Origin of the sequence: Enterobacter cloacae complex sp. P6RS (assembly GCF_014982245.1) — a bacterium.
In the GTDB taxonomy this organism is placed as follows: Bacteria; Pseudomonadota; Gammaproteobacteria; order Enterobacterales; family Enterobacteriaceae; genus Enterobacter; species Enterobacter bugandensis.
The window spans coordinates 55,154-79,701 of record NZ_JADCLB010000004.1 but is presented as its reverse complement, the minus strand read 5'-3'; the positions used below and the strand labels follow the sequence as shown (position 1 = coordinate 79,701).

Here is a 24,548-nt window from a genome sequence, read left to right as displayed (position 1 = left end):
GCGCTAACGCTTACCCTGCCTACTCTCCGTGCTTTTGTAGGCCCGGTAAGGCGAAGCCGCCACCGGGCAAAAGCCATCAAGGATTAATGCGCAATCGGCTGTGTACCGTGCGCTGTGCGAACGTGCTTGTACTTGAACAGCGCGAGGAACGCGAAGAACAGCACCAGCGAATACGCCGCGAAGATCAGCCACACGGGCTGCCAGTCGGTGATACCGTTGGTGGTGTACATCTCAACCACTTTACCGCTCACCACGCCGCCCAGAATACAGCCGAAGCCGTTAGTCATCATCAGGAACATGCCCTGCGCGCTGGCGCGGATTTCAGGCTTCACCTCTTTTTCCACAAACACCGAACCGGAGATGTTGAAGAAGTCGAAGGCGCAGCCGTAAACAATCATCGACAGCACCAGCAGCACGGTGCCGAACGCGCTCGGGTCGCCGTAGGCGAACAGGCCGAAGCGCAGCATCCACGCGGCGATACTGATCAGCATGACGTTTTTGATGCCGTAGCGACTCAGGAAGAACGGGATGGTCAGGATGAACAGCGTCTCGGAGATCTGCGAGATGGACATCATCACCGACGCGTGCTCAACGATAAAGCTCCCGGCAAACAGCGGATCGTTATCGAAGCTGTGCAGGAAGGTGTTGCCGAACATGTTGGTGATTTGCAGCTCCGCGCCCAGCAGCATGGAGAAGATAAAGAAGATCGCCATGCGCTTGTTTTTGAACAGGGCGAAGGCATCCAGGCCAAGCATGGTGCTCCAGCTCTGGTTTTTCTGCTGGTTAGATACCGGAATGGTTGGCAGCGTCAGGGTGAACAGCGCCAGCAGTACGGAGAGCGCAGCACCAATATACAGCTGCATATGGCTCAGCTCGAAGCCCGCGAAGCTCACGCCCCACATCGCCATGATAAAGCCGATGGTGCCCCAGATACGGATTGGCGGGAAGTCGGTGACGATATCCAGGCCGGCAGATTTCAGGCGGTAGTAGGAGATGGAGTTGATCAGCCCAAGCGTTGGCATATACGCCAGCGAGTTAAGCAGGATCACCATAAACATCGCCCCCGGCGTGGTCACTTCGGCCGCCATAAACAGCGTCCCCGCACCCACCAGATGGCAAAGCATATACAGCCATTTCGCACTTAACCATTTATCCGCCACGATACCGAGCAGCGTTGGCATGAAAACAGCCGCAATACCCAGCGAGCTGTAGACGGCACCGATTGACGCACCATCAAACTTGAGCGTCACAAACATATAGGAGCCGAGTGTAGTCAGCCAGCTACCCCACAGGCAGAACTGCAGAAACGACAAGATTTTAAGCTGCAGCTTAAGGTTCATGTTACTTTCCTCACAAGTGAGCGGGAGATATGTTGTTATAGGAACATTCAGGGTTGTTATTTGATGCAATTCTATCAGTTGGCAACGATATGTTTTGTTACCTCCCGCAAAAAAATGCAATCCACATTAATTTGCAGTTTGGATTGTGATGCAAATAACATTTTCGTATGGGTGGAGGATAGGTGCGGCCTGATGCCCTCACCCTGACCCTCTCCCACAGGGCAGAGGAATCCCCATAAATTAATGCGAGCACTGAACAATCCCCTCGCCCCTTTGGGGAGAGGGTTAGGGTGAGGGGAACATACGGCAGTGGAGGTCATTCCGTTCACTTTATGTTCCTTGCTACTCTGTAAATGCTGTTTCGGTGAACGTGCCAGGGCGGCTCAATCGCCACCGCCCTGGCGACCCGGGCTCCCGGCGGTAAATCGCCGCTACGCGGTACCTTCGGCTAATTCCTTTCGGCTTATCGGGGACGGGCGGAGGTAACATCCCTGTAAAGCCCGCCCTCTCGGCGCATCCCTGCGCCTCGCCCCGGCCTGCAGGAAACGCCTCAGCGATTTACAGCCGGACCAGAGCATCGCTGAAAGCCTTAAATCGTTCTGAAACAACGTTAATGCTTCTGCTTAAAAATTACTGGGGATCCCTCAGCCCACAGGGAGAGGGGAAGCAGAACACCTTCTCCTTGCTGGAGAAGGTGTGTTGATTATCGACGACGATAGTTTTTCTGCGCCGTATTCACCTTATACAGGTACCGGCGGGATTCCGCAGACGGGTGGCGGGTGGTGAGGGTGGAGTAAACATCCCCCGGCGCCATGCTGTTGATGATGTTCGCAGCCTGCACTTTGTCATTCGAGAAGACGCGCAGCACGCTGCCCGCGCCGCCGTTATAGGCGGTGATTACCGCGTAGCGACGCGACGTCGGGTTATCAATTCCGCCGAGATAGACATTGTTCAGCATCGCCAGATAGGCCGTGCCGGTATCAATATTGCTTTGCGGATCGAACAGGTAGCTGCGGCTCGGCGTGCCGGATTTCCCCTGCGAGCGGAAGACGTCTTTACCGGCGCTGTGCTGGACAACCTGCATCAGCCCCAGCGCGTCGGAACGGCTCACCGCGTACGGGTTGAACGAGGATTCGGTCTGCATAATCGCCAGGATCAGCGACTCGTCCACGCCATACTTACGCGACGCCTGACGCACCATGCCCAGATACTTATGCGCACGCTTGTCGAGGTGGTTCGGGACAAGGTTAATGGTAACGCTGTAGATAATCTTCAGGCCGTTAGAGCGGCTCTTCAGGCGCGTCTGCAGCAGGTAGTCGGCAAATTTCGTGGCGCGACCTTCCCAGCGGATCGGCTGTCCGGTCTGGTCGACAACCTGACCGTACAGGAACGGCTCTTTCGAAATGGTGATGTCGTCCGCATCGGAGTAGAGATCGATAGATCCCGGATCGTCACCCATCAGCAGGGTTTTGACGATCGCCTGACGCAGCCGTGCCGCAGGGTCGGTGCCTGCGATGGTCTCAATGGTGATCGTACCCTCATCAAAGTTGATGTGGCTACGGGTCAGATAGGCGTCGGTGTACTTAACGTAGTCCTTCGGTCCGGCAATAAGAACTTCGTTAAATCCCCATATGTTCTCGATGTTATGGGCAAACTGCCCCATCAAAATGTCAAAACCGTTGGTGTCCTTGACCCAGGCTTCATTGTAATCATCGCCTTTTTTGGACGAGCACGAGACCAGCAACGGCGCAACAAGGGCTAGCGCTAAAAGTTTTTTCATCATTCCGGGAGTGCGTGTTGTGTTTGCTTTAACGGCGGGGTTTCACCCGCACGCTGTTATTTTTCCGGCGGCGTATAGCCTTCGATGTGGACGTCTTTGCCCTCGAACAGGAAGCTCACCATCTCCTGCTCCAGCAGCTTGCGGTGCTCCGGGTTCATCATGCTGAGCTTTTTCTCGTTGATCAGCATGGTCTGTTTTTTCTGCCACTGTCCCCAGGCTTCTTTGGAGATCTCGTTATAGATGCGCTTGCCCAGGTCGCCCGGGTAGAGCTGGAAATCCTGGCCTTCAGCGTCGCGCTGCAGGAAAGTACAAAAAATGGTTCTGGCCATACGTATTCCTCTTTGTGTTGCCGATGCTAAACCATTGCACCGGCACGTAATTGCTGTAACAGGCGCTCCACGGGAGCCGCCAGCCCGACTGATGGCGGTTGCGCTAAGTTATACCAGAGAGCGGTGCCTTCATCCATGCAGGAGGTGAATGAGGACACGGGAAGCCACATCGGTACTATATCCAGATGGAAATGGCTGAAGGTGTGGCGAAACGCGGTCAGCTGCGTCAGGGTATCTGCCGCAATGCCGCGCTGTTTAAGCCATTCACGCAGCAAGTTTTCATCTTCAAACTGTGGGAAGCAGTATAGACCACCCCACAGACCGCTCGGCGGACGCTGGGCGAGGAAGACGTCGTCACCGTGCTGCATCAGCAGCATATAGCCGGTGCGCTCCGGCAGCGTCTGTTTGGGTTTCTTACCCGGATACTGCGCCCATGACTGGTTGGCATACGCCACGCAGAGGTTGTTCACCGGGCAGAGTTCGCACTTCGGTTTTGAGCGCGTGCAGACCATCGCGCCAAGATCCATCATCGCCTGGTTAAAACGCTCTACGCCCTTCGCCGGGGTGACCGCTTTAGCGATCTCCCACAGGCGTTTTTCAACGTCTTTCTTACCCGGCCAGCCGTCAACGGCGTAGCAGCGTGCGAGCACGCGCTTCACGTTGCCGTCGAGGATCGGGAAATGCTTGCCTAATGAAAGGGAGAGGATCGCGCCTGCGGTTGAACGTCCGACGCCGGGTAAATTGGCAACCTCGTCGAAGGTTTCCGGGAATTTACCTTTGTGGCGGGTGGCGACCTGCTGCGCGGCCTTGTGCAGGTTGCGCGCGCGGGCGTAATAGCCCAGCCCGGTCCACAGGTGCAGTACTTCGTCCAGCGGCGCGTTTGCCAGGTCGGTGACCGTCGGGAAGCGTGCCATAAAACGCTCGAAGTAAGGGATCACGGTGGCGACCTGCGTTTGTTGCAACATCACCTCGGAGAGCCATACTTTGTAGGGCGTTTTTTCAATTTGCCAGGGCAGGGTTTTACGCCCGTATTTGTCGTACCAGTCCAGCACCTGGGCTGAAAATTGAGAGGCTTGCATGGTCATCGATTCGCATAATCAGGGACGCAGATTGCAGCACAGCGTCAATCTGCTGTAAACCGGATCTTTCCCATGCTTGCATAGAAGCCTTAACTTTGGATAATGCCCGTTTCCCGAACATTCTCACAAGCAGACAACTCTTTTATGAAAAACGACGTCATTTCACCGGAATTTGATGAAAACGGTCGCCCGCTGCGCCGTATTCGCAGCTTTGTCCGCCGTCAGGGCCGCCTGACCAAAGGGCAGCAACACGCGCTGGACAACTACTGGCCGGTGATGGGCGTTGAGTTCAGCGAGCAGCCGCTCGACTTTACCGAGCTGTTTGGCCGCGACGCGCCCGTCACGCTGGAGATCGGGTTTGGTATGGGCACCTCGCTGGTCACTATGGCGAAAGCGCGCCCGGAGCAGAACTTCCTCGGCATTGAAGTACACTCCCCGGGCGTCGGTGCGTGCCTGGCAACGGCCCACGAAGAGGACGTTGAGAACCTGCGCGTGATGTGTCACGACGCGGTGGAAGTGCTGCACAAAATGATTCCTGACAATTCTTTGAACATGGTTCAGCTCTTTTTCCCTGACCCATGGCACAAAGCGCGTCATAATAAACGCCGTATCGTTCAGGCACCGTTTGCCGAGCTGGTGAAAAGCAAGCTCAAGCTGGGCGGCGTTTTCCACATGGCGACCGACTGGGAACCTTATGCGGAACACATGCTGGAAGTGATGTCGTCTCTGGACGGGTACAAAAATCAGTCCGAGAGCAACGACTACGTACCGCGTCCGGAATCGCGTCCGGTGACAAAATTTGAACAGCGTGGCCATCGTCTTGGTCACGGCGTATGGGACTTAATGTTCGAGAGGGTGAAATAATGGCAAAGAATCGTAGCCGTCGTCTGCGTAAAAAGATGCACATCGAAGAATTCCAGGAAGTGGGCTTCTCCGTTGCCTGGCGTTTCCCGGAAGGCACCAGCGTTGAGCAGATCGACCAGGACGTTGATGCGTTCATCAACGAGGTGATCGAGCCTAACAAGCTGGCCTTCGACGGTAGCGGCTACCTGGCATGGGAAGGTCTGATCTGCACCCAGGAAGTGGGCAAATGCACCGAAGAACATCAGGCCCTGGTTCGCAAATGGCTTGAAGAGCACAAGCTGGAAGATGTCCGCGTGAGCGAACTTTTCGACGTTTGGTGGGACTAATAAAGCAGTAAGCGGGCCAGCATTAGCTGGCCCATTTTGTCTGAGGGAGTGTTTAAGATGCGCAAAACGTTGCTGGCTGTTGCTTTGATGGCAACCGGATTCACCGCCCATGCGGATTATCAATGTAGCGTCACCCCGCGTGATGACGTGGTGTTAAGCCCGCAAACCGTGCAGGTCAAAGGCGAGAACGGCAATCTGGTGATTACGCCGGAAGGGAACGTCACCTTTAACGGCAAACAGTACAACCTGACTGCCGCACAGCGTGAGCAGGCGAAAGATTATCAGGCCGATTTGCGTACCGCGCTGCCATGGATTAATGAAGGCGCCCTGACGCGCGTCGAAAAGAGCCGCGTCGCGCTGGACAAAATCATCACTAAAGAGGTGGGGGAGAGCAGTAATATGCGCTCCCGCCTTACGAAGCTCGACAAGCAGCTCAAAGAGCAGATGAACCGCATTATCGAGACGCGCTCTGATGGCCTGACGTTCCACTATAAGGCGATCGATCAGGTCCGCGCTGACGGCCAGCAGCTGGTGAACCAGGCGATGGGCGGCATCCTGCAGGACAGCATCAACGAGATGGGCGCCAAAGCCGTGCTGAAAGGCGGCGGTAACCCGCTGCAGGGCGTGCTGGGCAGCCTGGGCGGCTTGCAGACTTCCATTCAGAACGAATGGAAGAACCAGGAAGATGATTTCCAGCAGTTCGGCAAAGACGTGTGTAAACGCGTGGTGTCGCTGGAAGACAGCCGGAAGGCGCTGGTGGGGACGCTGAAGTAAGTTCGCTGCGCGCTGGGCCCCTCACCCCAGCCCTCTCCCCAGGGGAGAGGGTGTAATTGTTCCCTCTCCCTGTGGGAGAGGGCTAGGGTGAGGGCATCAGGCAGCGCAGTCGTTGCCTGATAGCCATTAACACCTCCTCCTCGTTTGTCCTGAATTCGTTATTCCAGAACCGTAGTATTTCCCAGCCGTTCGCATTCAAAAATTCAGTACGACGTGAATCATAGGTTTCGTTATTCTGATGTTGGCCACCGTCCAGCTCGATAATCAGCCTTGCCTTAAAACAGGCAAAATCCACGATATATGCACCAATCGGCATCTGGCGGCGAAACTTATAGCCAAAGAAGCGGCGTCCCCTGAGTAAATACCAGAGGCGTAACTCTTCGGGCGTCATTTGTTTACGGAGTTGTTTTGATTTTTCCATCCCCATACTCTGCCAGCCTTTCCCTTAGCCGGCAGAACGGGATGCGAAATCCTGAATCAGCCTTCAGGAATCTTCGGCGAGGAACAGCTCAAGAAGGGAGTTTAAGAACAGCTTGCCGTGCTCGGTGATCTGCCAGCATTCCTCACTCTCGGTGAGATACCCCTTTGCCAGCGCTTCGTCAATCTGCGGACGAATCACCGATTCCGCCAGGCCAGTGTACAGCGAAAACTCCGCGCGCGGCGCGGCTTCCAGCAGGCGGAAACGGTTCATAAAGAACTCAAACGGCTTATCCGCCGCCTCAACGTCGTGCTGACGCTCAAGGTAGCGTCCTTCCATAAATCCGCGCGGGTGGCGGGTTTTGGCGGTGCGAAGGATGCGACCATCCGGGAAGGTCACCTTGCCGTGGGCGCCGCAGCCAATCCCCAGATAATCACCAAAACGCCAGTAGTTCAGGTTGTGCTGACACTGGAAGCCCGGCTTCGCGTAGGCGGACGTTTCATACTGCTGATACCCGGCAGCGGTCAAAAGCGTGTGGCCCTGCTCGAAGATATCCCACAGCGCGTCGTCATCCGGCAGCACCGGCGGGCGCGAGCCAAACAGCGTGTTCGGCTCAATGGTGAGCTGATACCACGACAGGTGCGGTGGATTCAGCGCAATGGCCTGGCGCAGATCGTCCAGCGCCTCTTCCAGCGACTGATCCGGCAGGCCATGCATCAAATCGAGGTTAAAGCTGCGCAGCCCAAGCCCCGTTGCCAGGTTCGCCGCGCGCTTGGCCTCTTCCGGGCCGTGAATGCGCCCCAGACGCTTCAGCTTCGGCTCGCTAAAGCTCTGCACGCCGATGGAGATACGGTTCACGCCCGCGCGCTGATACTCGACAAAACGGTCGGCCTCAACGGTGCCGGGGTTGGCTTCCATCGTAATTTCTGCATCCGCCGCCAGGTTCAGGCGCGCACGCACGCCGTCCAGCAGCGTCTGCATTGCCGGGCCTGACAGCAGGCTCGGCGTACCGCCACCAATAAAAATGGTCTTAACTTCACGTCCCTGTGCGTACGGCACATCGGCGTCCAGGTCGGCCAGCAGATGCGCGACGTAGTCATCGTGCGGCACTTCGCCCTTCAGCGCGTGCGAATTGAAATCGCAGTACGGGCATTTCTGCACGCACCACGGGATATGAATATAAAGACTCAGAGGCGGCAAATTAGCCATTACGTAGTGCTTCCAGTAACAGTTTCAGCGCGCGTCCACGGTGGGAAATCGCACTTTTCTCTTCGCGGGTCAGTTCCGCAGCGGTTTTGCCCTCGGTCGGGACAAAGAAAATCGGGTCGTAGCCAAAGCCGCCGTTGCCCGCCGCTTCACGGGTAATCACGCCCGGCCAGCTGCCGTGACAGACAATCGGCGTCGGGTCTTCTGCATGACGCATGTAGACCAGCACGCAGTGGAACTGCGCGGTACGCTGTTCGTCGGGAACGTCCTTCAGGGCCACGAGCAGCTTTTCCAGATTCTGCTGGTCGGTGGCGTCCACCCCGGAATAGCGCGCGGAGTAAATTCCCGGCGCGCCGCCGAGGAAATCCACGGCCAGACCGGAGTCGTCGGCAATCGCGGGCAGGCCGGTTACCTGCGCCGCATGGCGCGCTTTCAGAATGGCGTTTTCGATAAACGTCAGGCCCGTCTCCTCGGCGGACTCCACGCCCAGCTCGGTCTGAGCCACCACGTCCAGCCCAAAATCATTTAATAGCGAGGCCAGCTCGCGCACTTTACCGGCGTTACCGGTCGCGAGAACAACTTTCTGCATGGTTTAGTCCTGTTCTGTCAGAGCCGCGACTTCCGTCGGGATAGATTGAGGATTAAGGATTTTTACCTGTTTATGCCGCCCAAGTTCACCTTTTTCAATGATGACCTGGCTTTTGGCGACGCGAAACTGTTTTGCCAGATATTTGGTCAGATGCGCGTTCGCCTGGCCATCGACCGGTGGGGCGGTGATGGCGACCTTTAGCTCGTCGCCATGCAGCCCAACAATACTGTCACGGCTGGCTTTCGGCTGAATATACAGCCGTAAAACCAGCCCGACGGCGCAGGTGCTTACTGCACTCATAGCGCCATCCACAGCCCCGGCAGCAGCATATCGCCCGTAGACTGGAGCAGTTCGGCGATCCCCATGTTGATCACATAGAGCAGCAGCACCAGGATCATCGGGGAGAAGTCGATGCCGCCCATGGACGGAAGCAGGTTACGGATCGGATGCAGCAGCGGCTCGGCCAGCTGAATCAAGGCGTACTCTACCGGACTACGCCCCTGGCTTACCCAGCTCATGATCGCCATCACCAGCAGTACCCAGAAGATCAGCAAACCGACGGTTTTGATCAGAATCAGAACGGCGGCAATCCAGATAATCGGCTGGAAGGTGATGACCATAAACAGCACGATGGCTTTGAGCACGCTCAGAATAAACGCCACCAGCAGCGAAGCGCTGTCGATGGGGCCCATGGCCGGGATAATACGGCGCAGCGGTCCGACAACAGGTTGCGTGATTTTCACGACAAACTGGGAGAACGGATTGTAAAAGTCACAGCGGGCCCACTGCATCCAGACGCGCAGCAAAAGCGCCATCGTGTACAGCTCAATGACCGTTGAGAGCAGGAAAGTCAACGTCTTCATGGCGTTCCTCAGGTTTCCTTATTATTTGGTGTAGTCGCGCGCACCGAAAATGGCTGTGCCGATGCGCACCATAGTGCTGCCTGCCGCGATGGCGGCTTCCATATCATCCGACATGCCCAGTGAAAGCGTGTCTACCGTTTCATAGCGCGCTTTAAGCGCCTCAAATGCTACAGCCATTTGCTGTGCCACGGCAAACTGCCTTTCATAACTTGACTCAGGTGCCGGAATGGCCATCAGCCCGCGCAGGGTTAAGCGCGGCAGGGCGGCCACCTCTGCTGCCAGCGCATCCAGCTCGCTCAGCGCAATGCCGGACTTGCTGTTTTCATCACTGATGTTTATTTGAATCAGCACGTTAAGCGCAGGCATCTCCGCCGGGCGCTGGTCGCTCAGACGGGAAGCAATACGCAGACGGTCGATGGTATGGCACCAGTCAAAGTGCTCTGCCACCAGACGGCTTTTGTTCGACTGCAGGGGACCAATAAAGTGCCATTGCAGATCGGACGTCTCCTGCTCCTGGAAGTAGCGAATTTTATCCACACCTTCCTGCACGTAGTTTTCGCCAAACGCCCGGTGACCTGCAGCAATCGCTTCTGCGATAGCGCTCGCAGGCTTGGTTTTGCTGACTGCAAGCAACGTAATTTCTTCTGAAGCACGGCCGCAACGCGTTGCAGCGGCTGAGATTTTGTCCCGGACCTGTGCCAGGTTATGCGCAATGTCGTTCATTTTCCGAGGAGTAGTCTATGGATGTGGAAGAAATTGTGGCCCTTAGTGTAAAGCATAACGTCTCCGATCTACACCTGTGCAGTGATTCACCACCGCGCTGGCGCAGATTGGGCCGCCTTGAGCCGGCCCCGTTTCCGCCGCCGGATGTCGGGGCGTTGCTAAAGGCGTGGCTCAACGACGAACAGCAGGGCGCATGGTGGGCAAACGGGCAGGTCGATTTTGCCGTGACGGTCGCAGGAGACCAGCGTCTGCGCGGCAGTGCGTTTAAGCAGATGAAGGGCATCTCCGTTACCCTGCGGCTGTTGCCGCGTTCCTGTCCGCAGCTCCCTTCGCTTGGGGTGCCGCGCGCTATTCCCGAACTGTTGTCCAGCGACAACGGGTTGATTCTGGTAACGGGAGCGACCGGTAGCGGTAAATCCACCACGCTGGCCGCAATGGTCGACTTCCTCAACCGCCATACTGACGGCCATATCCTCACGCTTGAAGATCCGGTGGAGTTTATGTACCAGAGTGAACGTTGCCTGATTCAGCAGCGGGAGATAGGCCAGCACAGCCCGTCATTTGCAGAGGCGCTGCGCAGTGCGTTACGCGAGGACCCGGACGTTATTTTGCTGGGGGAGCTGCGCGACAGCGAAACGATCCGCCTGGCGCTGACGGCGGCGGAGACCGGGCATCTGGTGCTGGCGACGTTGCACACGCGCGGGGCAGCACAGGCGATTGAACGGCTGGTCGATACGTTCCCGGCGCAGGAGAAAGATCCGGTGCGTAACCAGCTGGCTGGCAGCCTGCGGGCAGTGCTGGCACAAAAGCTGCTTCCCGATCTTCAGGGCGGGCGCGTCGCGCTGTACGAGCTGCTGGTAAATACCGCGGCGGCGGCGAATCTGATTCGTGAGGGGAAGACGTGGCAGCTGCCCGGCATCATTCAAACCGGCCAGCAGGCGGGAATGCAGAACTTTGACCAGAGCCTGGCGGAGAGACGGGCACAGGGGCGGCTGTAGGCCCCTGCGTTTAAAAGCCCTGTTCGAAGTAGCTTTCGAGGATGATAACGGCTGAAGCGGAGTCTACGCTGCCTTTGTTGAGCGCCCGGAAGCCACCGTGTTCAAACAGGCCTGCACGCGCTTCGACGGTGCTGAGACGCTCGTCGTGAAGCTTCACGGAGACGCCAAAGCGGCCATGGATTTTATTGGCGAATTTACGCGCGCGGGCGGTAAGCGGTTGCTCGGTGCCGTCCATGTTCAGCGGCAGGCCGACAATCACGTCGTCCGGCTGCCACTCTTTGAGCAGGCGCTCAATAAGGTTCCAGTCCGGCGTGCCGTCGTTAGCTTTCAGCGCCGTGAGCGGGCGGGCGGTGCCGGTGATCCATTGACCCACGGCGACGCCGATGCTTTTGGTGCCGAAGTCGAAGGCGAGAAGGGTGCCGCTCATTACGCGTGCCCCGCTACGCCAGGCATGGTCAGAATATCAATGCCAATCAGCTTTGCCGCGTCACGCCAGCGATCGGCAATAGGGGTTTTAAACAGAATATTCATGTCCGCAGGTGCGGTAAGCCAGGCGTTATCGAGGATCTCTTGCTCAAGCTGGCCTTTCTCCCACGACGAATAGCCCAGCGCCACCAGCACTTCGGAAGGCTGCTCAGCGGTGCCCAGCGTTTCAAGCACGTCGCGCGAGGTGGTGATCACGGTGTTATCGGAGATGCGAATGCTGGAAGAGAATACCGGCGGGGTATGCAGGATAAAGCCGCGATCTTCGGCAAGAGGTCCACCCAGCATCACCGGTTTATCAAGCCGGATTTCCGGCAGGCGCGCTTCAGCCGAGATTTTCAGCTTGTCCAGAATCCCTTCAACCTGCAGGTTTTCCAGCGGTTTGTTGATGATAATACCCATCGCGCCGTCTTCATTGTATTCACAAATATAAACCACTGCGCGGCGAAAAATCGGATCCTGGAGAGCAGGCATGGCAATAAGAAAGTGATGCTGTAAATTCATTGTCAGAGGTACTGTTTCCTGGTTTAAAAAGCGACAGCGCCCAGTATGGGGATAAACCCAGGCGCTGTCACAGTTTATTTCTGTAAACGTTTTTCGATAGCGTCCATCAGCATTCCGGTGATCGAGATCGGGAACTCCGCTTCGATTTCGCGAATGCAGGTTGGGCTGGTGACGTTAATTTCAGTCAGGCGATCGCCGATGATATCCAGGCCAACGAAGATCAGGCCTTTGGCTTTCAGCGTTGGGCCAACGCGGCGGGCAATTTCCCAGTCGCTTTCGGTTAGCGGGCGCGGCTCGCCGCGGCCACCTGCCGCCAGGTTACCGCGGGTTTCGCCACCCTGTGGGATACGCGCCAGGCAGTAAGGCACCGGCTCACCGTCCACGACCAGCACGCGCTTATCGCCATCTTTGATCGCTGGAATATAGTTTTGCGCCATGCAGTAACGCGTGCCCAGCTCGGTCAGCGTTTCGGCAATCACGCCAATGTTCGGGTCGCCGTTCTTCACGCGGAAAATAGACGCGCCGCCCATGCCGTCCAGCGGCTTCATGATGATGTCGCCGTGCTTCTGCCAGAATTCTTTCAGCTGCGCTTTGCTGCGGGTTACCAGCGTTTCCGGCGTCAGGTCAGAGAACCAGGCGGTGTAAAGCTTCTCGTTGCAGTCGCGCAGGCTCTGCGGCTTGTTGACGATCAGCGTCCCTTTCTCTTCGGCACGCTCAAGGATGTAGGTGCTATAGATGTATTCGGTGTCAAACGGCGGATCTTTACGCATCAGGATGACGTTGAGGTCGGCCAGGGCAATGTCCTGCTCGGTGCCGAATTCGTACCATTTGTCGTAGTTCTGCTCGACGTTAACGATGCGGGTGCGTGCGCGGGCTTCACCGTTGATCAGATAAAGATCGTTCATCTCCATATAGTGGAGCTCATAGCCACGACGCTGCGCTTCCAGCAGCATGGCGAAGCTGGAGTCTTTCTTGATGTTAATGTTTGCGATGGGATCCATCACGATGCCGAGCTTTATCATGTTCTTCTCCGTTAATACTTCAACCCAGATCGCCAAACCGTACCTGTAGCGCGGTTATGGCCGTGAGTGCCGTTGTCTCAGTGCGCAGAACGCGAGGTCCCAACAGAATATCAGTAAACTGGTAGCGCGCCGTCATCGCAATTTCGTCCGCCGACAGGCCGCCTTCGGGACCAATCAGCAGGCGTACGCGCTCAACGGGCAGCGGCAGCGTATTGATGCTGGCGCTGGCGCGCGGATGAAGATTGAGCTTCAGCCCGCTATCCTCTTCTGCACACCAGTCCTCCAGATCCATCGCCGGGCGGATCTCCGGAATACGGTTGCGACCGCTCTGTTCGCAGGCCGCAATGGCGATTTTCTGCCACTGCTGGATCTTTTTGTTCAGACGTTCCGCATCCAGTTTAACGCCACAGCGCTCGGAAAAAAGTGGCGTAATGAGGCTTACACCCAGCTCAATGGATTTTTGAATGGTGAACTCCATCTTTTCTCCGCGCGACATCACCTGCCCAAGGTGGATGTGCAGCGGCGATTCACGGTCGTCCACTTCGCCGCGCAAGACATTCACATGCACGCTTTTTTTATCCGCCCGCGTGATTTCCGCGTCGAAAACCTGATTAGAGCCGTCGAACAGCTGTATTGCCTGGCCAGCCCCCATGCGCAGCACGCGGCCAACGTGGTTGGCGGCGTCGTCAGACAGGGCGATTTCGCGGCCTGCGGTAATCAGTTCAGGGTGGTAAATGCGGGGAATGCGCATAGTCAAAAATTCCATATGTCATGCGGTATAAGCGAATTGCCGTAGTGTAGGTTAGCTCTTTTGCGCCTGGCAAGCCCGCTGGACGTACGGGTTATGATTCCCCTGGACTCTGGCGATACGTTCGTCGCGCTGGCATTCCCATTCCGTCACCGGATACTGCTTATCCCAGGCATTGAACAGCTGCGTCTGCTGGCGTGAAAGGTTGAGGTCATAACGGTCACGCATGTAGAAGTAGGTGCGGGCGATGCTGCCGCGCGCGCGGGCAGGGGGCTCGGCGACTTTCTCTTTGAAATCCACCTTCATACCGCACTGGCCGTACTGGCCTTCGCCACCGTTCCACTGGCTGTACATGAAATTGCCGCGGTCGCCGTTCACTTCACCAACCGCAGGCTGCAGGTTATGCATGTCGCTTTCCATCTGGCGATAAACCGGATCTTTGGCGCAGTTTTTACGTCCGCCGTCCTGCCAGCACTGGCGCTGGTGACCAAACTGCCAGGCCGGAACGACATGCTCCCACTCGATGCGGCTGGCGCGGTTTTCGTTTTTACGCACCTTATAGCCGCAGGATTCGAGGTCAACGACCCCTTTTTTGCCCTGCCAGTTAATTTTGCAGCCGCAGTAGAAATCGCCCGGCACATCGGCGTTCACCTTCACGCCTGCTGCCTTGGCCTGGGAAAAACTGTTGATACCGTCGGCCAGGGCCTGACCGGAAAGCGCCGTCGCCAGAAAAGCGACCGCGAGAGAAACATTACGGGACATCTTACACTCCGTGTCAAAACGAGCCCGCAACGTAACGAATGTTGTTCCTGTATGCAATCAGTCAGATCAGGAAAGTTCCTGAAAGTTCAGGTGATTACTCCGCAATCAGCGGTTCGCCGCATTTGACGCAGCGGTAGGTCGCCTCGCCGCGCACCACGCGGTTATGGCGGCGGACGGTAAGCTGGTGCTGCTGGCACTGGCAGCGGTAGGGGAAGGTATTGCGGCGCACCGATTCCAGCTCGAACTGATGGGTACGGCGCGCCGGAACGCCGAGCACCGCTTCCATCATCCACTTCCACTCTTTGCCGTGCGGTGCGACGCGGCCAAAATGCTTCCATACCAGAAGGTGCGCCAGCTCGTGCGGCACCACTTCTTCAATAAACGCCTGCTGGTTTTCCATCATCAGCACCGGGTTCAGGCGGATCTCGTACGATTCCAGCCAGGCGGTGCCGGCTGCGGTGCCGCGCTGCTGATAGACCAGCTTCGGTTCAGGGTAATTGCGGCCGAGTTTCAGATTCGCCTGGGCAAGTTTTTCCCGCAGGCTGCGCATAACGGCTTGCTGAATGGCGATGGGGAGACGGGGAGCTTTCATAGGGGCAGAGCATAAAGCGGGAAGCGGGGAGGCGCAAGAGGCGCCTCCCGCAAGAGGATTAGTCGTGGGCGCCGATTTCGCGCAGCGGACGACCTTTCATCAGGTTACGTTCAATATGTTCCAGAGAAACATGTTTGGTTTCTGGAACCAGCCAGATGGTCAGCACAATAAAGAAGATATTCAGACCGGCGTAGACCCAGAAGGTGTTGGCATTGCCCAGGGTGTTGAGCATGGTCAGGAACGTTGCGCCGACGATCATGTTGGCAATCCAGTTGGTTGCGGTAGAGCAGGTGATACCAAAATCACGCCCTTTCAGCGGCTGGATTTCAGAGCACAGTACCCAAATCAGCGGACCGGCGCTCATCGCAAACCCGACGATAAACATCAGCAGCATGCCCACCGCGAAGTACTGGGCGGTTGGGGAGTGAATGCCCACATGCATCATGGTGCCGAGGACGCCCATACCGGCCGCCATCACCAGGAAGCCCAGCGTCAGGGTTGGCTTACGTCCCCAGCGGTCCACCAGGCCGATGGCGATAAAGGTCGCCAGCACGTTGGTCAGGCCCACGATGACGGTGCCCCACATCTGCTCGGTGGTGTTGGTGTAGCCCGCCAGTTCAAAGATTTTTGGCGCGTAGTACATGATGACGTTCATCCCGGTGAACTGCTGCATCACCTGCAGCAGCACGCCGAGGAACACCGCCCGACGGAAGTTGCTGTTCTCTTTAAACAGCGCCCAGCCGGACTGTTTTACCTTCAGGCTTTCGCGGATCTCTTCCAGCTCGTTTTTCGCTTCCGCGCTGGTATCGCGCAGGCGGAGCAGCACGCGTTCGGCATCAACGAAGCGACGTTTGGCGGCAAACCAGCGCGGGCTGTCCGGCAGGAAGAAGACGCCAATCAGCAGCAGAATAGCCGGGATGATGATCACGCCGAGCATCCAGCGCCATGCGCCGCTGTAGCTGAACGCGGTATCGGACAGGTAAGCGCCGAGAATACCGATGGTGATCATCAGCTGGTACATGGAAATCATACTGCCGCGGATTTTCTCCGGCGCTATTTCGGAGAGGTAGAGCGGGGCGGTGTAAGACGCCACGCCCACCGCAAGGCCCAACAGCACGCGGGAAAGAATAAGCACTTCAACGTTAGGGGCGGCAGCGGAGAAGAGCGAACCGGCGACGAAGAGGATCGCACCGATCATCAGACTCTTTTTGCGTCCGAGCTTGAAGGAGAGCCAGCCGCTGCCGACGGCCCCAACGGCCGCACCGAACATCATGGAGCTAACCACCCATTCCTGGGTATGCGCGTTAATCTGGAATTCGTCTGCGATGAAGGGAAGAGCGCCGGCAATGACGCCGATATCCAGGCCAAAGAGTAATCCTGCCAGGGCGGCGAGGAAGCAGACGAAGAAAGTCATCGCCTTGTTGGACGTACGCCCCTGTTTTTTATTGTCAGGCATTATGCCCTCCAGTTGGGTTATCAGTTTTATTGATGATAAGGGTAGGTGAGCGACCCATAAAAATATGTGAGATTAATCACAATGGTGTAATCGGTTACACTAACGTGCAACCGTAAAAATTATTAAAGCTTTGAAAATATAGAGGTAAACGAGGTGATGCGCATCGCGTTTGTTTGAATTTCAGACTTAACTGAAAGGAAATGTAACAGCAGAAGAAAGGCGAACATGCAAAGAGATTATTCTGAAAGCGGAGTGGTGCCGGTGCGGTGTAATCGCTTTCAGTTGTGCGGCTTTAGCCGCCACCCGACATAAAAAAAGCCAGCACAAAGGCTGGCCTGTTTAATACTCTCGGCTGTCGATTACTTCAGACCGGCAGCCTCACGCAGCAGAGCGGCTTTGTCGGTTTTTTCCCATGGGAAATGTTCACGACCAAAGTGACCGTATGCAGCGGTTTCCTGGTAGATTGGGTGCAGCAGATCCAGCATCTGAATCAGGCCGTATGGACGCAGGTCGAAGAACTCGCGCACCAGCAGGGTCAGCTGTTCTGAAGGCACTTTTTCAGTACCGAAGGTTTCCACCATGATGGAGGTTGGCTCAGCCACGCCGATAGCGTAGGAAACCTGAATCTCACAGCGGTCGGCCAGGCCGGCAGCAACGATGTTTTTCGCCACATAACGTGCAGCGTACGCGGCAGAACGGTCAACTTTAGACGGATCTTTACCGGAGAACGCGCCGCCACCGTGACGCGCCATGCCGCCGTAGGTATCAACGATGATTTTACGACCGGTCAGGCCGCAGTCGCCCATTGGGCCGCCGATAACAAAGCGTCCAGTTGGGTTGATGAAGAATTTGGTTGCTGAGCTCAGCCATTCGGTCGGCAGTACCGGCTTGATGATCTCTTCCATCACTGCTTCCTGCAGGGATTTCTGATCGATCTCTTCGGCATGCTGGGTAGACAGCACCACAGCGTCAATACCGACGATTTTGCCGTCGTCGTACTGGAAGGTGACCTGGCTTTTCGCATCCGGGCGCAGCCACGGCAGGGTGCCGTTTTTACGCACTTCAGCCTGACGCTGCACCAGACGGTGTGCGTAGGTCACAGGCGCTGGCATCAGCACGTCGGTTTCGTTGGTTGCATAACCGAACATCAGGCCCTGGTCGCCCGCGCCCTGTTCCAGCGGATCGGCACGGTCAACGCCCTGGTTGATGTCCGGAGACTGTTTGCCAATCGCGCTCAGTACCGCGCAGGAGTTGGCATCAAAGCCCATATCAGAATGCACATAGCCGATCTCACGCACCGTGTTACGGGTGATCTCTTCGATATCAACCCATGCGCTGGTGGTGATCTCACCGCCAACCAGAACCATGCCGGTTTTGACATAGGTTTCACACGCTACGCGCGCTTTAGGATCCTGCGCCAGGATCGCATCCAGTACCGCATCGGAGATTTGGTCAGCAATTTTATCAGGATGTCCTTCTGATACGGACTCGGACGTAAACAGGTGTTTTGCCATGTTTTATTTCACCTAAGAGGAATTTGGTTAGCTCAAGCTGCTGTGTGGAATAGCCAAAGGAGATAATTCTACCAAGGCCTGCAGGTTTTTGACACTGGCAGTATGAGTGTTAATCAGTATAGATGGATTAACATCTGGATGGCTATTTTAGGTCACTTCTTCGCCCGATTTCCAGTTTTTTTTGATTCATCTCTCACTGCGTTGAAATGGTTGCTGGAAATTTTTCCTGACGCTGCTGGCAACACGCGTATTTTTGTTTTGCTTTTTAGCCCCCTTCTCGGTATAAAACGCGGCGCGCGGCTCATATAAAATCAGCGCTCGATGAATACATCGTGTCGCCACTTCCAGCCGGGTTAAGCAGTGAACTTTTAGCTTTGGCTTGGGGTCCGTTTCATCAGAGGCGGCCGTGGAGGTGATACGAGATAATGAACCATCGTTTTCCGCTAATTCAGCGCTGCCGTTCTGGCGCGCCATTGATTCCCGCAACCCGCATTTCTAGTCTGCAAACCTGCCGATGTTATACCCATCTCGGCGCTTCTCAGGATTCAAGGGCCGGTTACGCTCTGTGAAAACTGAACAAGGGCGCTCTTGTTAATACAAGAGTTTTCTCGTGGTTTCGCCGAACCTTGTCATACAGAGTTCGGATACGTGTTTTACAATGATATGAATAAGAAACCGGTCGCACGGTCTGGATTTCAGCATACTCTGCTGGGAAACGGAGCCGTTTATGGGTTGTTATCGCCGTATAACGCTGCGATAGTAGTCAACTGTTTTACACTTAATACAAAGAGTTGAGGTTCGCTATGTCTGACGACATGTCTTCTTTTTCGCCTTCGTCAGCGGGCGAACAGGGTGTACTACGTTCTATGCAGGAGGTTGCGATGAGCTCCCAGGAAGCCAGCAAGATGCTGCGCACTTACAATATTGCCTGGTGGGGCAATAACTACTACGACGTCAACGAACTGGGCCACATCAGCGTCTGCCCGGATCCGGACGTCCCTGAAGCGCGCGTGGATCTCGCTAAGCTGGTGAAAGCCCGTGAAGCGCAGGGCCAGCGTTTGCCTGCACTGTTCTGCTTCCCGCAGATCCTGCAACATCGCCTGCGTTCCATTAACGCCGCGTTCAAGCGCGCGCGTGAATCCTACGGCTATAACGGCGACTACTTCCTGGTTTACCCGATCAAGGTGAACCAGCACCGCCGCGTAATCGAATCCCTGATCCACTCCGGCGAACCGCTGGGACTGGAAGCAGGCTCCAAAGCGGAGCTGATGGCGGTTCTGGCGCACGCGGGCATGACTCGGTCGGTGATCGTCTGTAACGGCTATAAAGACCGCGAGTACATTCGTCTGGCGCTGATTGGCGAGAAGATGGGCCACAAGGTCTATCTGGTTATCGAGAAAATGACCGAAATTGCCATCGTGCTGGAAGAGGCCGAGCGTCTGAACGTGATCCCACGCCTCGGCGTGCGTGCGCGTCTGGCGTCGCAGGGTTCCGGTAAATGGCAGTCTTCCGGCGGTGAAAAATCCAAGTTCGGCCTCGCGGCGAACCAGGTGCTGCAGCTGGTGGAGATCCTGCGCGAGCGCGGGCGTCTGGACAGCATTCAGCTGCTGCACTTCCACCTCGGTTCGCAGATGGCCAACATTCGCGACATCGCCACCGGCGTGCGTGAATCAGCCCGTTTCTACGTTGAGCTGCACAAGCTTGGCGTGAATATTCAGTGCTTCGACGTGGGCGGCGGCCTGGGCGTGGACTACGAAGGGACCCGTTCGCAGTCCGACTGCTCCGTAAACTACGGCCTGAACGAATACGCCAACAACATCATCTGGGCGATTGGCGATGCCTGTGAAGAGCACGGCCTGCCGCACCCGACGGTGATCACCGAGTCCGGCCGCGCGGTTACCGCGCACCACACGGTGCTGGTCTCTAACATCATCGGCGTTGAGCGGAGTGAAATCACCGAAGCGACGCCTCCGGCAGACGATGCGCCACGCTCTCTGCAAAGTATGTGGGAAACCTGGCAGGAGATGCACGAGCCGGGCACGCGTCGCTCCCTGCGCGAATGGCTGCACGACAGCCAGATGGATCTGCACGATATTCACGTCGGCTACTCTTCGGGCACCTTCAGCCTGCAGGAGCGCGCGTGGGCGGAGCAGCTCTATCTGAACATGTGCCATGAAGTGCAGAAACAGCTCGACCCAAGCAACCGCGCGCATCGTCCGATTATCGACGAGTTGCAGGAGCGTATGGCGGACAAAATGTACGTCAACTTCTCCCTGTTCCAGTCGATGCCGGATGCCTGGGGTATCGACCAGCTGTTCCCGGTTCTGCCGCTGGAAGGGCTGAACCACGCCCCGGAACGTCGCGCGGTGCTGCTGGACATCACCTGTGACTCTGACGGCGCGATTGACCATTACGTTGACGGTGACGGTATCGCAACGACGATGCCAATGCCGGAGTACGATCCGGAGAACCCGCCCATGCTGGGCTTCTTTATGGTGGGTGCGTATCAGGAGATCCTCGGCAACATGCACAACCTGTTCGGCGATACCGAAGCGGTTGACGTGTTTGTCTTCCCTGACGGCAGCGTCGAGGTTGAGCTGTCCGATGAAGGGGACACCGTGGCGGATATGCTGGAATACGTGCAGCTGGATCCGAAAAAACTGCTCACCCAGTTCCGCGACCAGGTGAAAAACACCGGTCTGGACGATGCCTTGCAGCAGCAGTTCCTGGAAGAGTTTGAAGCGGGTCTGTACGGGTACACCTACCTGGAAGACGAGTAGTAAATCCTCCCTCTCCCGGTGGGAGAGGGTTGGGGTGAGGGCATCAGACCGCACAATGCCCTATACTCACTTGAACCCGTATGAATTACCGGCGATAATTCGCCCCAATATGCGATTTACGAATCAATCCCTTCCTCGTCGGGTTTAACGACGCGGAGGGGATTTTTTTCATCTGTTTTTAATGTATCGACGTTAAAAGAGGTCAGGACATGAGCACTTTAGGTCATCAGTACGATAACTCTCTGGTATCTAACGCGTTTGGTTTTTTACGCCTTCCAATGAACTTCCAGCCGTACGACAGCGATGCGGACTGGGTGATCACCGGCGTACCGTTCGACATGGCAACCTCCGGTCGTGCGGGTGGTCGTCACGGCCCGGCGGCAATCCGTCAGGTTTCCACCAACCTGGCCTGGGAGCACAACCGCTTCCCGTGGAACTTCGACATGCGCGAGCGCCTGAACGTGGTGGACTGCGGTGACCTGGTGTACGCCTTCGGCGACGCGCGCGAAATGAGCGAAAAATTGCAGGCGCACGCCGAGAAACTGCTGGCTGCCGGCAAGCGCATGCTCTCCTTCGGCGGTGACCACTTCGTGACCCTGCCGCTGCTGCGCGCCCACGCGAAGCACTTCGGCAAAATGGCGCTGGTGCACTTTGACGCGCATACCGACACCTACGCGAACGGCTGCGAATTCGACCACGGCACCATGTTCTACACTGCGCCAAACGAAGGGCTGATCGACCCGAACCACTCCGTGCAGATCGGCATCCGTACCGAGTTCGACAAAGACAACGGCTTCACCGTGCTGGACGCGGGCCAGGTGAACGATCGCGGCGTGGACGATATTCTGACTCAGGTTAAGCAGATCGTCGGCGATATGCCTGTGTATCTGACCTTCGATATCGACTGCCTGGATCCGGCGTTTGCACCGGGTACCGGTACGCCGGTTATTGGCGGCCTGACGTCAGACCGCGCCATCAAGCTGGTGCGTGGCCTGAAGGATCTGAACATCGTTGGGATGGACGTGGTGGAAGTGGCACCAGCCTATGACCAGTCCGAGATCACCGCGCTTGCCGCGGCGACCCTGGCGCTGGAAATGCTCTACATCCAGGCCGCGAAAAAAGGCGAATAAGCCTTACGCGCTGATTGCTGCTGCGCGACGCATGCGCAGCAGCAACATTCCCCCGGCAAGCAGGGTGATTACCTGCGAGACGACCAGTACCGAAAAGCCTGAGCTGACTGACCCTACCGACCTCATTACCATCCCCATCAGCAGCGGAATAAACGCCGCGCAGATATTGCCGATCCCGTTGATAATGCCGTAAGCGCTGCCCACCGCTTCCCGCGCGGCGTGATGCTGGATCACCGCCGGAATAGCCGCCCCCTGTAGCCCCCAAAAGATATTCGCCGAGAGCATAAACAGCGCCAGCCAGGCTGGCTGATGGCTGAGCATCAGTGCGACCACGGACAGCGCCGTCAGCGCGCCGCCCACCACAAACAGCATTGGCGCCTGTTCCGGGCGCATTTTGTCGAGCAGCACCCCGCCGAGGAACTTCGAGCCCAGACTCAGCAGGAAGGGAATGGCCGCAAGCATGCCCGTGGCGTGCAGCGAGAAATGATGCTCGTCGCGCAGCCACGCGGGCAGCCAGGCGCTGCTCCCCCAGAGATAGCTCAGGGTGGCAATCTCCACCAGCAGGATCCACCCGAGCAGCGGCGTCTGCCAGGCAAGCGAAAACGTCTCTGCGAAGCCCGGTTTTTTGATCTGCTCCGCACCCTGCGGCGCGGGCAGGAAGCGCCAGACAAGGCCGCCGCCCAGCACCAGGTTCAGTACCGCCAGGGCATAAAACGATCCGGTCCAGCCGAGATGCGCCATCAGCCACGTTACCAGCGGAAAGCCCACGGCCAGCCCGAGCGAGACCCCCAGCGCGGTCACGGCGTTGGGTTTGCCGATCTCCTGCGCGCTAAAGTGATCGCTGATGAAGCGCGTTTTCAGCGAAAAGAGCGGCCCCTCAGCGATCCCCAGGATCGTGCGCGCGACGAGCATGCCCATCAGCGATCCGAGCAGCGGGGAAATGGCGCATACCGCTGCCCAAATCGCTATGCTGCTCAATAATCCCTGTCGATAATGGAGTTTGCTTTCAATAACCGGAGTTAATAATAAAGCTGAAAATCCATAACCCAGCAGAAAACAGGTCATAAGCATTCCCTGTAACATTCTGTTTTCATTTAGCTGAAAATGCTGAGCAAATTCCGGGTTTAAAATCATTACAGAAATATTCACCCGGTCAACGTAGGAAATAATAATCAGTAATAACAATGCCACTGTGCCCTGCCATCTTGCCGTCATAACGCCTGCCTTATGTTTTCGCTTATTTCTATTTTTATGCGCGTGATTGTCACGTGTGTAAAATGGTTCACCTGTGAAACTCATTGTTTATTAAAGAAAAAATAAAATTAAGTTTCACAGGTGAAACACGATGTTTTTCACTTCTTTTATTTTTAAGGAACAAAAAGAAAAGAAGTCAATCACTGTTTATTAAAATTTAAGGCCATCGATAAATCGTATTCTTTCACACCGAAATAATGAAAATTTCATATCGCTGCATTTTTTCGTGATCCTTTGCACACTTAGTTAATTAATTGCTGTTTGATTAACAAATTCGTCACATTGCGGCTTGACGAAACATTCATCGCTTTTATATTGACCGTATTAAATAAGAAACAGAGTTTCATATATGAAACAAAAGCCTGGAGGATCGTGATGAGCTGGATAGGCGTATGTGACGCAGAACAAGTACAGGAAGATTTCCCTTTTAGCGGCAACGTCGACGGTAAAGAGATCGGCGTGTATTTGATTGACGGTGAATATTACGCGCTGGAAGACGTATGCCCCCACGCCTATGCCCTGCTGAGCCAGGGCTTCGTGGAGGACGGCAAGGTGGAATGCCCGTTGCACGAGGCGGTATTCGACGTCAAAACCGGTCAGTGCCTGCACGGCCCCGGCGGGCGCAACCTCAACCGCTACCCGGTTCGGGTTTTTGAAAACCAGATTCAGATTACCTTCGTCGAGGAGACCGTGGCATGAGCGACACCCTGAACTACAACCCGGCGCTGCCGGAAAGCCGTCAGTTTGCCCCACCGGCTGAGGGCGGTAACGGTGCGATCCATAAGCCGGGTGATTACCAGAACCTGATCTGGCAGACCCGCAGCCGCGAGCCGGAAAGCTGGGAAGTGAACCTTATCGCCACGCTGGAAGATCTCTTCGAGCAGGGAGTTGAAACTTTACCGGAGCTGGTGAACGGGCTGAACGCGGTGCGCATGCACGATCAGCAGGGCGAGCCGTGGAGCGAGGCCAGCTTCCAGGCATTCTTACAGGTTAACGGCTACTGAGGGCAACGCG

The 24,548-nt window shown here is 56.4% G+C and carries 29 protein-coding genes; 9 read left to right on the top strand and 20 right to left on the bottom strand.

Annotation, left to right across the window (positions count from 1 at the left end):
- Positions 1-83: 83 nt before the first annotated feature.
- From INF73_RS02685 to mutY, 4 genes are all read right to left on the bottom strand, one after another.
- Entirely contained in the window at positions 84-1,340 is a 1,257-nt protein-coding gene (locus tag INF73_RS02685; protein WP_041908317.1) for a nucleoside permease, read from the bottom strand.
- 703 nt (positions 1,341-2,043) lie between these two features.
- Positions 2,044-3,120, bottom strand: a complete 1,077-nt coding sequence (gene mltC, locus INF73_RS02680; RefSeq protein WP_045260773.1) for a membrane-bound lytic murein transglycosylase MltC — start codon at positions 3,118-3,120, stop codon at positions 2,044-2,046.
- Between the two features lie 56 nt (positions 3,121-3,176).
- Positions 3,177-3,449: an oxidative damage protection protein gene (locus tag INF73_RS02675; RefSeq protein ID WP_023309138.1), complete on the bottom strand. Its 273-nt coding sequence runs from the start codon at positions 3,447-3,449 to the stop codon at positions 3,177-3,179.
- A 26-nt stretch (positions 3,450-3,475) separates the two neighbouring features.
- Entirely contained in the window at positions 3,476-4,528 is a 1,053-nt protein-coding gene (gene mutY / locus INF73_RS02670; RefSeq protein WP_193540910.1) for an A/G-specific adenine glycosylase, read from the bottom strand.
- A 144-nt stretch (positions 4,529-4,672) separates the two neighbouring features.
- Between mutY and trmB the strand changes: the two genes are divergently transcribed.
- The 3 genes from trmB to INF73_RS02655 are packed head-to-tail and all read left to right on the top strand — an operon-like array spanning position 4,673 to position 6,492.
- Complete coding sequence (trmB, locus tag INF73_RS02665) at positions 4,673-5,392, top strand: tRNA (guanosine(46)-N7)-methyltransferase TrmB (protein ID WP_193540908.1); 720 nt, start codon at positions 4,673-4,675, stop codon at positions 5,390-5,392.
- On the top strand, positions 5,392-5,718 hold the full coding sequence (locus INF73_RS02660; protein WP_028014375.1) for a YggL family protein: 327 nt from the start codon (positions 5,392-5,394) through the stop codon (positions 5,716-5,718). The genes trmB and INF73_RS02660 overlap by 1 nt, the downstream gene beginning before the upstream one ends.
- Before the next feature lie 57 nt (positions 5,719-5,775).
- Positions 5,776-6,492 carry a DUF2884 domain-containing protein gene (locus INF73_RS02655; protein WP_041908321.1) on the top strand — a complete coding sequence of 239 codons (717 nt, stop codon included), beginning with the start codon at positions 5,776-5,778 and terminating at the stop codon, positions 6,490-6,492.
- Positions 6,493-6,574: 82 nt separating this feature from the next.
- Here INF73_RS02655 and INF73_RS02650 read toward each other — a convergent pair whose 3' ends face one another.
- The 6 genes from INF73_RS02650 to INF73_RS02625 all read right to left on the bottom strand — a co-directional run bounded on the left by INF73_RS02650 (position 6,575) and on the right by INF73_RS02625 (position 10,291).
- Complete coding sequence (locus tag INF73_RS02650) at positions 6,575-6,913, bottom strand: endonuclease domain-containing protein (protein ID WP_192987102.1); 339 nt, start codon at positions 6,911-6,913, stop codon at positions 6,575-6,577.
- A gap of 63 nt (positions 6,914-6,976) precedes the next feature.
- Positions 6,977-8,119, bottom strand: coding sequence for a radical SAM family heme chaperone HemW (hemW, locus tag INF73_RS02645; protein WP_192971636.1), 1,143 nt, complete (start codon positions 8,117-8,119; stop codon positions 6,977-6,979).
- Complete coding sequence (locus tag INF73_RS02640; protein WP_010435473.1) at positions 8,112-8,705, bottom strand: XTP/dITP diphosphatase; 594 nt, start codon at positions 8,703-8,705, stop codon at positions 8,112-8,114. The genes hemW and INF73_RS02640 overlap by 8 nt, the downstream gene beginning before the upstream one ends.
- Positions 8,706-8,708: 3 nt before the next feature.
- Complete coding sequence (gene yggU / locus INF73_RS02635; RefSeq protein WP_193540906.1) at positions 8,709-9,005, bottom strand: DUF167 family protein YggU; 297 nt, start codon at positions 9,003-9,005, stop codon at positions 8,709-8,711.
- Positions 9,002-9,568: a YggT family protein gene (locus INF73_RS02630; protein WP_193540904.1), complete on the bottom strand. Its 567-nt coding sequence runs from the start codon at positions 9,566-9,568 to the stop codon at positions 9,002-9,004. The genes yggU and INF73_RS02630 overlap by 4 nt, the downstream gene beginning before the upstream one ends.
- Positions 9,569-9,589: 21 nt before the next feature.
- On the bottom strand, positions 9,590-10,291 hold the full coding sequence (locus tag INF73_RS02625) for a YggS family pyridoxal phosphate-dependent enzyme (protein WP_028014370.1): 702 nt from the start codon (positions 10,289-10,291) through the stop codon (positions 9,590-9,592).
- Positions 10,292-10,308: 17 nt separating this feature from the next.
- Here INF73_RS02625 and INF73_RS02620 point away from each other — a divergent pair, with 17 nt between their 5' ends.
- Positions 10,309-11,289, top strand: coding sequence for a type IV pilus twitching motility protein PilT (locus tag INF73_RS02620; protein ID WP_041908325.1), 981 nt, complete (start codon positions 10,309-10,311; stop codon positions 11,287-11,289).
- 10 nt (positions 11,290-11,299) lie between these two features.
- Here the strand turns inward: INF73_RS02620 and ruvX are convergent, their stop codons facing one another.
- From ruvX to INF73_RS22205, 9 genes are all read right to left on the bottom strand, one after another.
- The gene (gene ruvX / locus INF73_RS02615; RefSeq protein ID WP_193540903.1) at positions 11,300-11,716 is read right to left on the bottom strand and encodes a Holliday junction resolvase RuvX; all 417 of its coding nucleotides are present in this window, start codon (positions 11,714-11,716) and stop codon (positions 11,300-11,302) included.
- The gene (locus INF73_RS02610; protein ID WP_028014368.1) at positions 11,716-12,276 is read right to left on the bottom strand and encodes a YqgE/AlgH family protein; all 561 of its coding nucleotides are present in this window, start codon (positions 12,274-12,276) and stop codon (positions 11,716-11,718) included. The genes ruvX and INF73_RS02610 overlap by 1 nt, the downstream gene beginning before the upstream one ends.
- A 74-nt stretch (positions 12,277-12,350) precedes the next feature.
- Positions 12,351-13,298, bottom strand: coding sequence for a glutathione synthase (gene gshB / locus INF73_RS02605; protein WP_193540902.1), 948 nt, complete (start codon positions 13,296-13,298; stop codon positions 12,351-12,353).
- A 19-nt stretch (positions 13,299-13,317) separates the two neighbouring features.
- Positions 13,318-14,049 carry a 16S rRNA (uracil(1498)-N(3))-methyltransferase gene (gene rsmE, locus INF73_RS02600; RefSeq protein ID WP_041908327.1) on the bottom strand — a complete coding sequence of 244 codons (732 nt, stop codon included), beginning with the start codon at positions 14,047-14,049 and terminating at the stop codon, positions 13,318-13,320.
- 51 nt (positions 14,050-14,100) lie between these two features.
- Positions 14,101-14,808: a deoxyribonuclease I gene (endA, locus tag INF73_RS02595; RefSeq protein ID WP_028014365.1), complete on the bottom strand. Its 708-nt coding sequence runs from the start codon at positions 14,806-14,808 to the stop codon at positions 14,101-14,103.
- A gap of 94 nt (positions 14,809-14,902) precedes the next feature.
- Positions 14,903-15,400: a SprT family zinc-dependent metalloprotease gene (locus INF73_RS02590; protein ID WP_028014364.1), complete on the bottom strand. Its 498-nt coding sequence runs from the start codon at positions 15,398-15,400 to the stop codon at positions 14,903-14,905.
- 58 nt (positions 15,401-15,458) lie between these two features.
- Positions 15,459-16,856, bottom strand: coding sequence for a galactose/proton symporter (galP, locus tag INF73_RS02585; protein WP_028014363.1), 1,398 nt, complete (start codon positions 16,854-16,856; stop codon positions 15,459-15,461).
- A 359-nt stretch (positions 16,857-17,215) separates the two neighbouring features.
- Positions 17,216-18,370 carry a methionine adenosyltransferase gene (gene metK / locus INF73_RS02580; protein WP_041908329.1) on the bottom strand — a complete coding sequence of 385 codons (1,155 nt, stop codon included), beginning with the start codon at positions 18,368-18,370 and terminating at the stop codon, positions 17,216-17,218.
- A 186-nt stretch (positions 18,371-18,556) separates the two neighbouring features.
- A complete protein-coding gene (locus INF73_RS22205) occupies positions 18,557-18,844 on the bottom strand; it encodes a hypothetical protein (protein WP_045260764.1) in 288 nt (95 codons plus the stop codon).
- Positions 18,845-19,033: 189 nt separating this feature from the next.
- On the opposite strand from INF73_RS22205, the gene yqgB reads away from it, so the two are divergent.
- The 3 genes from yqgB to speB all read left to right on the top strand — a co-directional run bounded on the left by yqgB (position 19,034) and on the right by speB (position 22,280).
- Positions 19,034-19,165: an acid stress response protein YqgB gene (gene yqgB, locus INF73_RS02565; protein WP_127312443.1), complete on the top strand. Its 132-nt coding sequence runs from the start codon at positions 19,034-19,036 to the stop codon at positions 19,163-19,165.
- Positions 19,166-19,173: 8 nt separating this feature from the next.
- Positions 19,174-21,150, top strand: a complete 1,977-nt coding sequence (speA, locus tag INF73_RS02560) for a biosynthetic arginine decarboxylase (RefSeq protein WP_045629995.1) — start codon at positions 19,174-19,176, stop codon at positions 21,148-21,150.
- A gap of 209 nt (positions 21,151-21,359) precedes the next feature.
- Positions 21,360-22,280 carry an agmatinase gene (speB, locus tag INF73_RS02555; RefSeq protein WP_193540900.1) on the top strand — a complete coding sequence of 307 codons (921 nt, stop codon included), beginning with the start codon at positions 21,360-21,362 and terminating at the stop codon, positions 22,278-22,280.
- 3 nt (positions 22,281-22,283) lie between these two features.
- On the opposite strand, the gene INF73_RS02550 is transcribed toward speB, so the two are convergent.
- Positions 22,284-23,495 (bottom strand): MFS transporter, encoded by a 1,212-nt coding sequence (locus INF73_RS02550; RefSeq protein WP_193540898.1) that lies wholly within the window; start codon positions 23,493-23,495, stop codon positions 22,284-22,286.
- 414 nt (positions 23,496-23,909) lie between these two features.
- Here INF73_RS02550 and INF73_RS02545 point away from each other — a divergent pair, with 414 nt between their 5' ends.
- Positions 23,910-24,233, top strand: coding sequence for a non-heme iron oxygenase ferredoxin subunit (locus INF73_RS02545; protein ID WP_003860044.1), 324 nt, complete (start codon positions 23,910-23,912; stop codon positions 24,231-24,233).
- On the top strand, positions 24,230-24,538 hold the full coding sequence (locus INF73_RS02540) for a recombinase-like helix-turn-helix domain-containing protein (RefSeq protein ID WP_028014353.1): 309 nt from the start codon (positions 24,230-24,232) through the stop codon (positions 24,536-24,538). Before INF73_RS02545 ends, INF73_RS02540 begins: the two co-directional genes overlap by 4 nt.
- Positions 24,539-24,548 lie beyond the last annotated feature (10 nt).

Bases quoted from the DNA above. Each gene is read 5' to 3' on its own strand.
- INF73_RS02640 (WP_010435473.1), bottom strand. From the start codon at position 8,705: ATGCAGAAAGTTGTTCTCGCGACCGGTAACGCCGGTAAAGTGCGCGAG.
- speA (WP_045629995.1), top strand. From the start codon at position 19,174: ATGTCTGACGACATGTCTTCTTTTTCGCCTTCGTCAGCGGGCGAACAG.
- INF73_RS02625 (WP_028014370.1), bottom strand. From the start codon at position 10,291: ATGAACGACATTGCGCATAACCTGGCACAGGTCCGGGACAAAATCTCA.
- endA (WP_028014365.1), bottom strand. From the start codon at position 14,808: ATGTCCCGTAATGTTTCTCTCGCGGTCGCTTTTCTGGCGACGGCGCTT.
- INF73_RS02675 (WP_023309138.1), bottom strand. From the start codon at position 3,449: ATGGCCAGAACCATTTTTTGTACTTTCCTGCAGCGCGACGCTGAAGGC.
- ruvX (WP_193540903.1), bottom strand. From the start codon at position 11,716: ATGAGCGGCACCCTTCTCGCCTTCGACTTCGGCACCAAAAGCATCGGC.
- yggU (WP_193540906.1), bottom strand. From the start codon at position 9,005: ATGAGTGCAGTAAGCACCTGCGCCGTCGGGCTGGTTTTACGGCTGTAT.
- INF73_RS02650 (WP_192987102.1), bottom strand. From the start codon at position 6,913: ATGGAAAAATCAAAACAACTCCGTAAACAAATGACGCCCGAAGAGTTA.
- INF73_RS02685 (WP_041908317.1), bottom strand. From the start codon at position 1,340: ATGAACCTTAAGCTGCAGCTTAAAATCTTGTCGTTTCTGCAGTTCTGC.
- INF73_RS02590 (WP_028014364.1), bottom strand. From the start codon at position 15,400: ATGAAAGCTCCCCGTCTCCCCATCGCCATTCAGCAAGCCGTTATGCGC.
- trmB (WP_193540908.1), top strand. From the start codon at position 4,673: ATGAAAAACGACGTCATTTCACCGGAATTTGATGAAAACGGTCGCCCG.
- mltC (WP_045260773.1), bottom strand. From the start codon at position 3,120: ATGAAAAAACTTTTAGCGCTAGCCCTTGTTGCGCCGTTGCTGGTCTCG.
- galP (WP_028014363.1), bottom strand. From the start codon at position 16,856: ATGCCTGACAATAAAAAACAGGGGCGTACGTCCAACAAGGCGATGACT.
- INF73_RS02655 (WP_041908321.1), top strand. From the start codon at position 5,776: ATGCGCAAAACGTTGCTGGCTGTTGCTTTGATGGCAACCGGATTCACC.
- INF73_RS02545 (WP_003860044.1), top strand. From the start codon at position 23,910: ATGAGCTGGATAGGCGTATGTGACGCAGAACAAGTACAGGAAGATTTC.
- gshB (WP_193540902.1), bottom strand. From the start codon at position 13,298: ATGATAAAGCTCGGCATCGTGATGGATCCCATCGCAAACATTAACATC.
- yqgB (WP_127312443.1), top strand. From the start codon at position 19,034: ATGAATAAGAAACCGGTCGCACGGTCTGGATTTCAGCATACTCTGCTG.
- INF73_RS02610 (WP_028014368.1), bottom strand. From the start codon at position 12,276: ATGAATTTACAGCATCACTTTCTTATTGCCATGCCTGCTCTCCAGGAT.
- INF73_RS02620 (WP_041908325.1), top strand. From the start codon at position 10,309: ATGGATGTGGAAGAAATTGTGGCCCTTAGTGTAAAGCATAACGTCTCC.
- INF73_RS22205 (WP_045260764.1), bottom strand. From the start codon at position 18,844: ATGGCGCGCCAGAACGGCAGCGCTGAATTAGCGGAAAACGATGGTTCA.
- mutY (WP_193540910.1), bottom strand. From the start codon at position 4,528: ATGCAAGCCTCTCAATTTTCAGCCCAGGTGCTGGACTGGTACGACAAA.
- INF73_RS02540 (WP_028014353.1), top strand. From the start codon at position 24,230: ATGAGCGACACCCTGAACTACAACCCGGCGCTGCCGGAAAGCCGTCAG.
- INF73_RS02630 (WP_193540904.1), bottom strand. From the start codon at position 9,568: ATGAAGACGTTGACTTTCCTGCTCTCAACGGTCATTGAGCTGTACACG.
- INF73_RS02550 (WP_193540898.1), bottom strand. From the start codon at position 23,495: ATGACGGCAAGATGGCAGGGCACAGTGGCATTGTTATTACTGATTATT.
- INF73_RS02660 (WP_028014375.1), top strand. From the start codon at position 5,392: ATGGCAAAGAATCGTAGCCGTCGTCTGCGTAAAAAGATGCACATCGAA.
- speB (WP_193540900.1), top strand. From the start codon at position 21,360: ATGAGCACTTTAGGTCATCAGTACGATAACTCTCTGGTATCTAACGCG.
- metK (WP_041908329.1), bottom strand. From the start codon at position 18,370: ATGGCAAAACACCTGTTTACGTCCGAGTCCGTATCAGAAGGACATCCT.
- rsmE (WP_041908327.1), bottom strand. From the start codon at position 14,049: ATGCGCATTCCCCGCATTTACCACCCTGAACTGATTACCGCAGGCCGC.
- hemW (WP_192971636.1), bottom strand. From the start codon at position 8,119: ATGGCTAATTTGCCGCCTCTGAGTCTTTATATTCATATCCCGTGGTGC.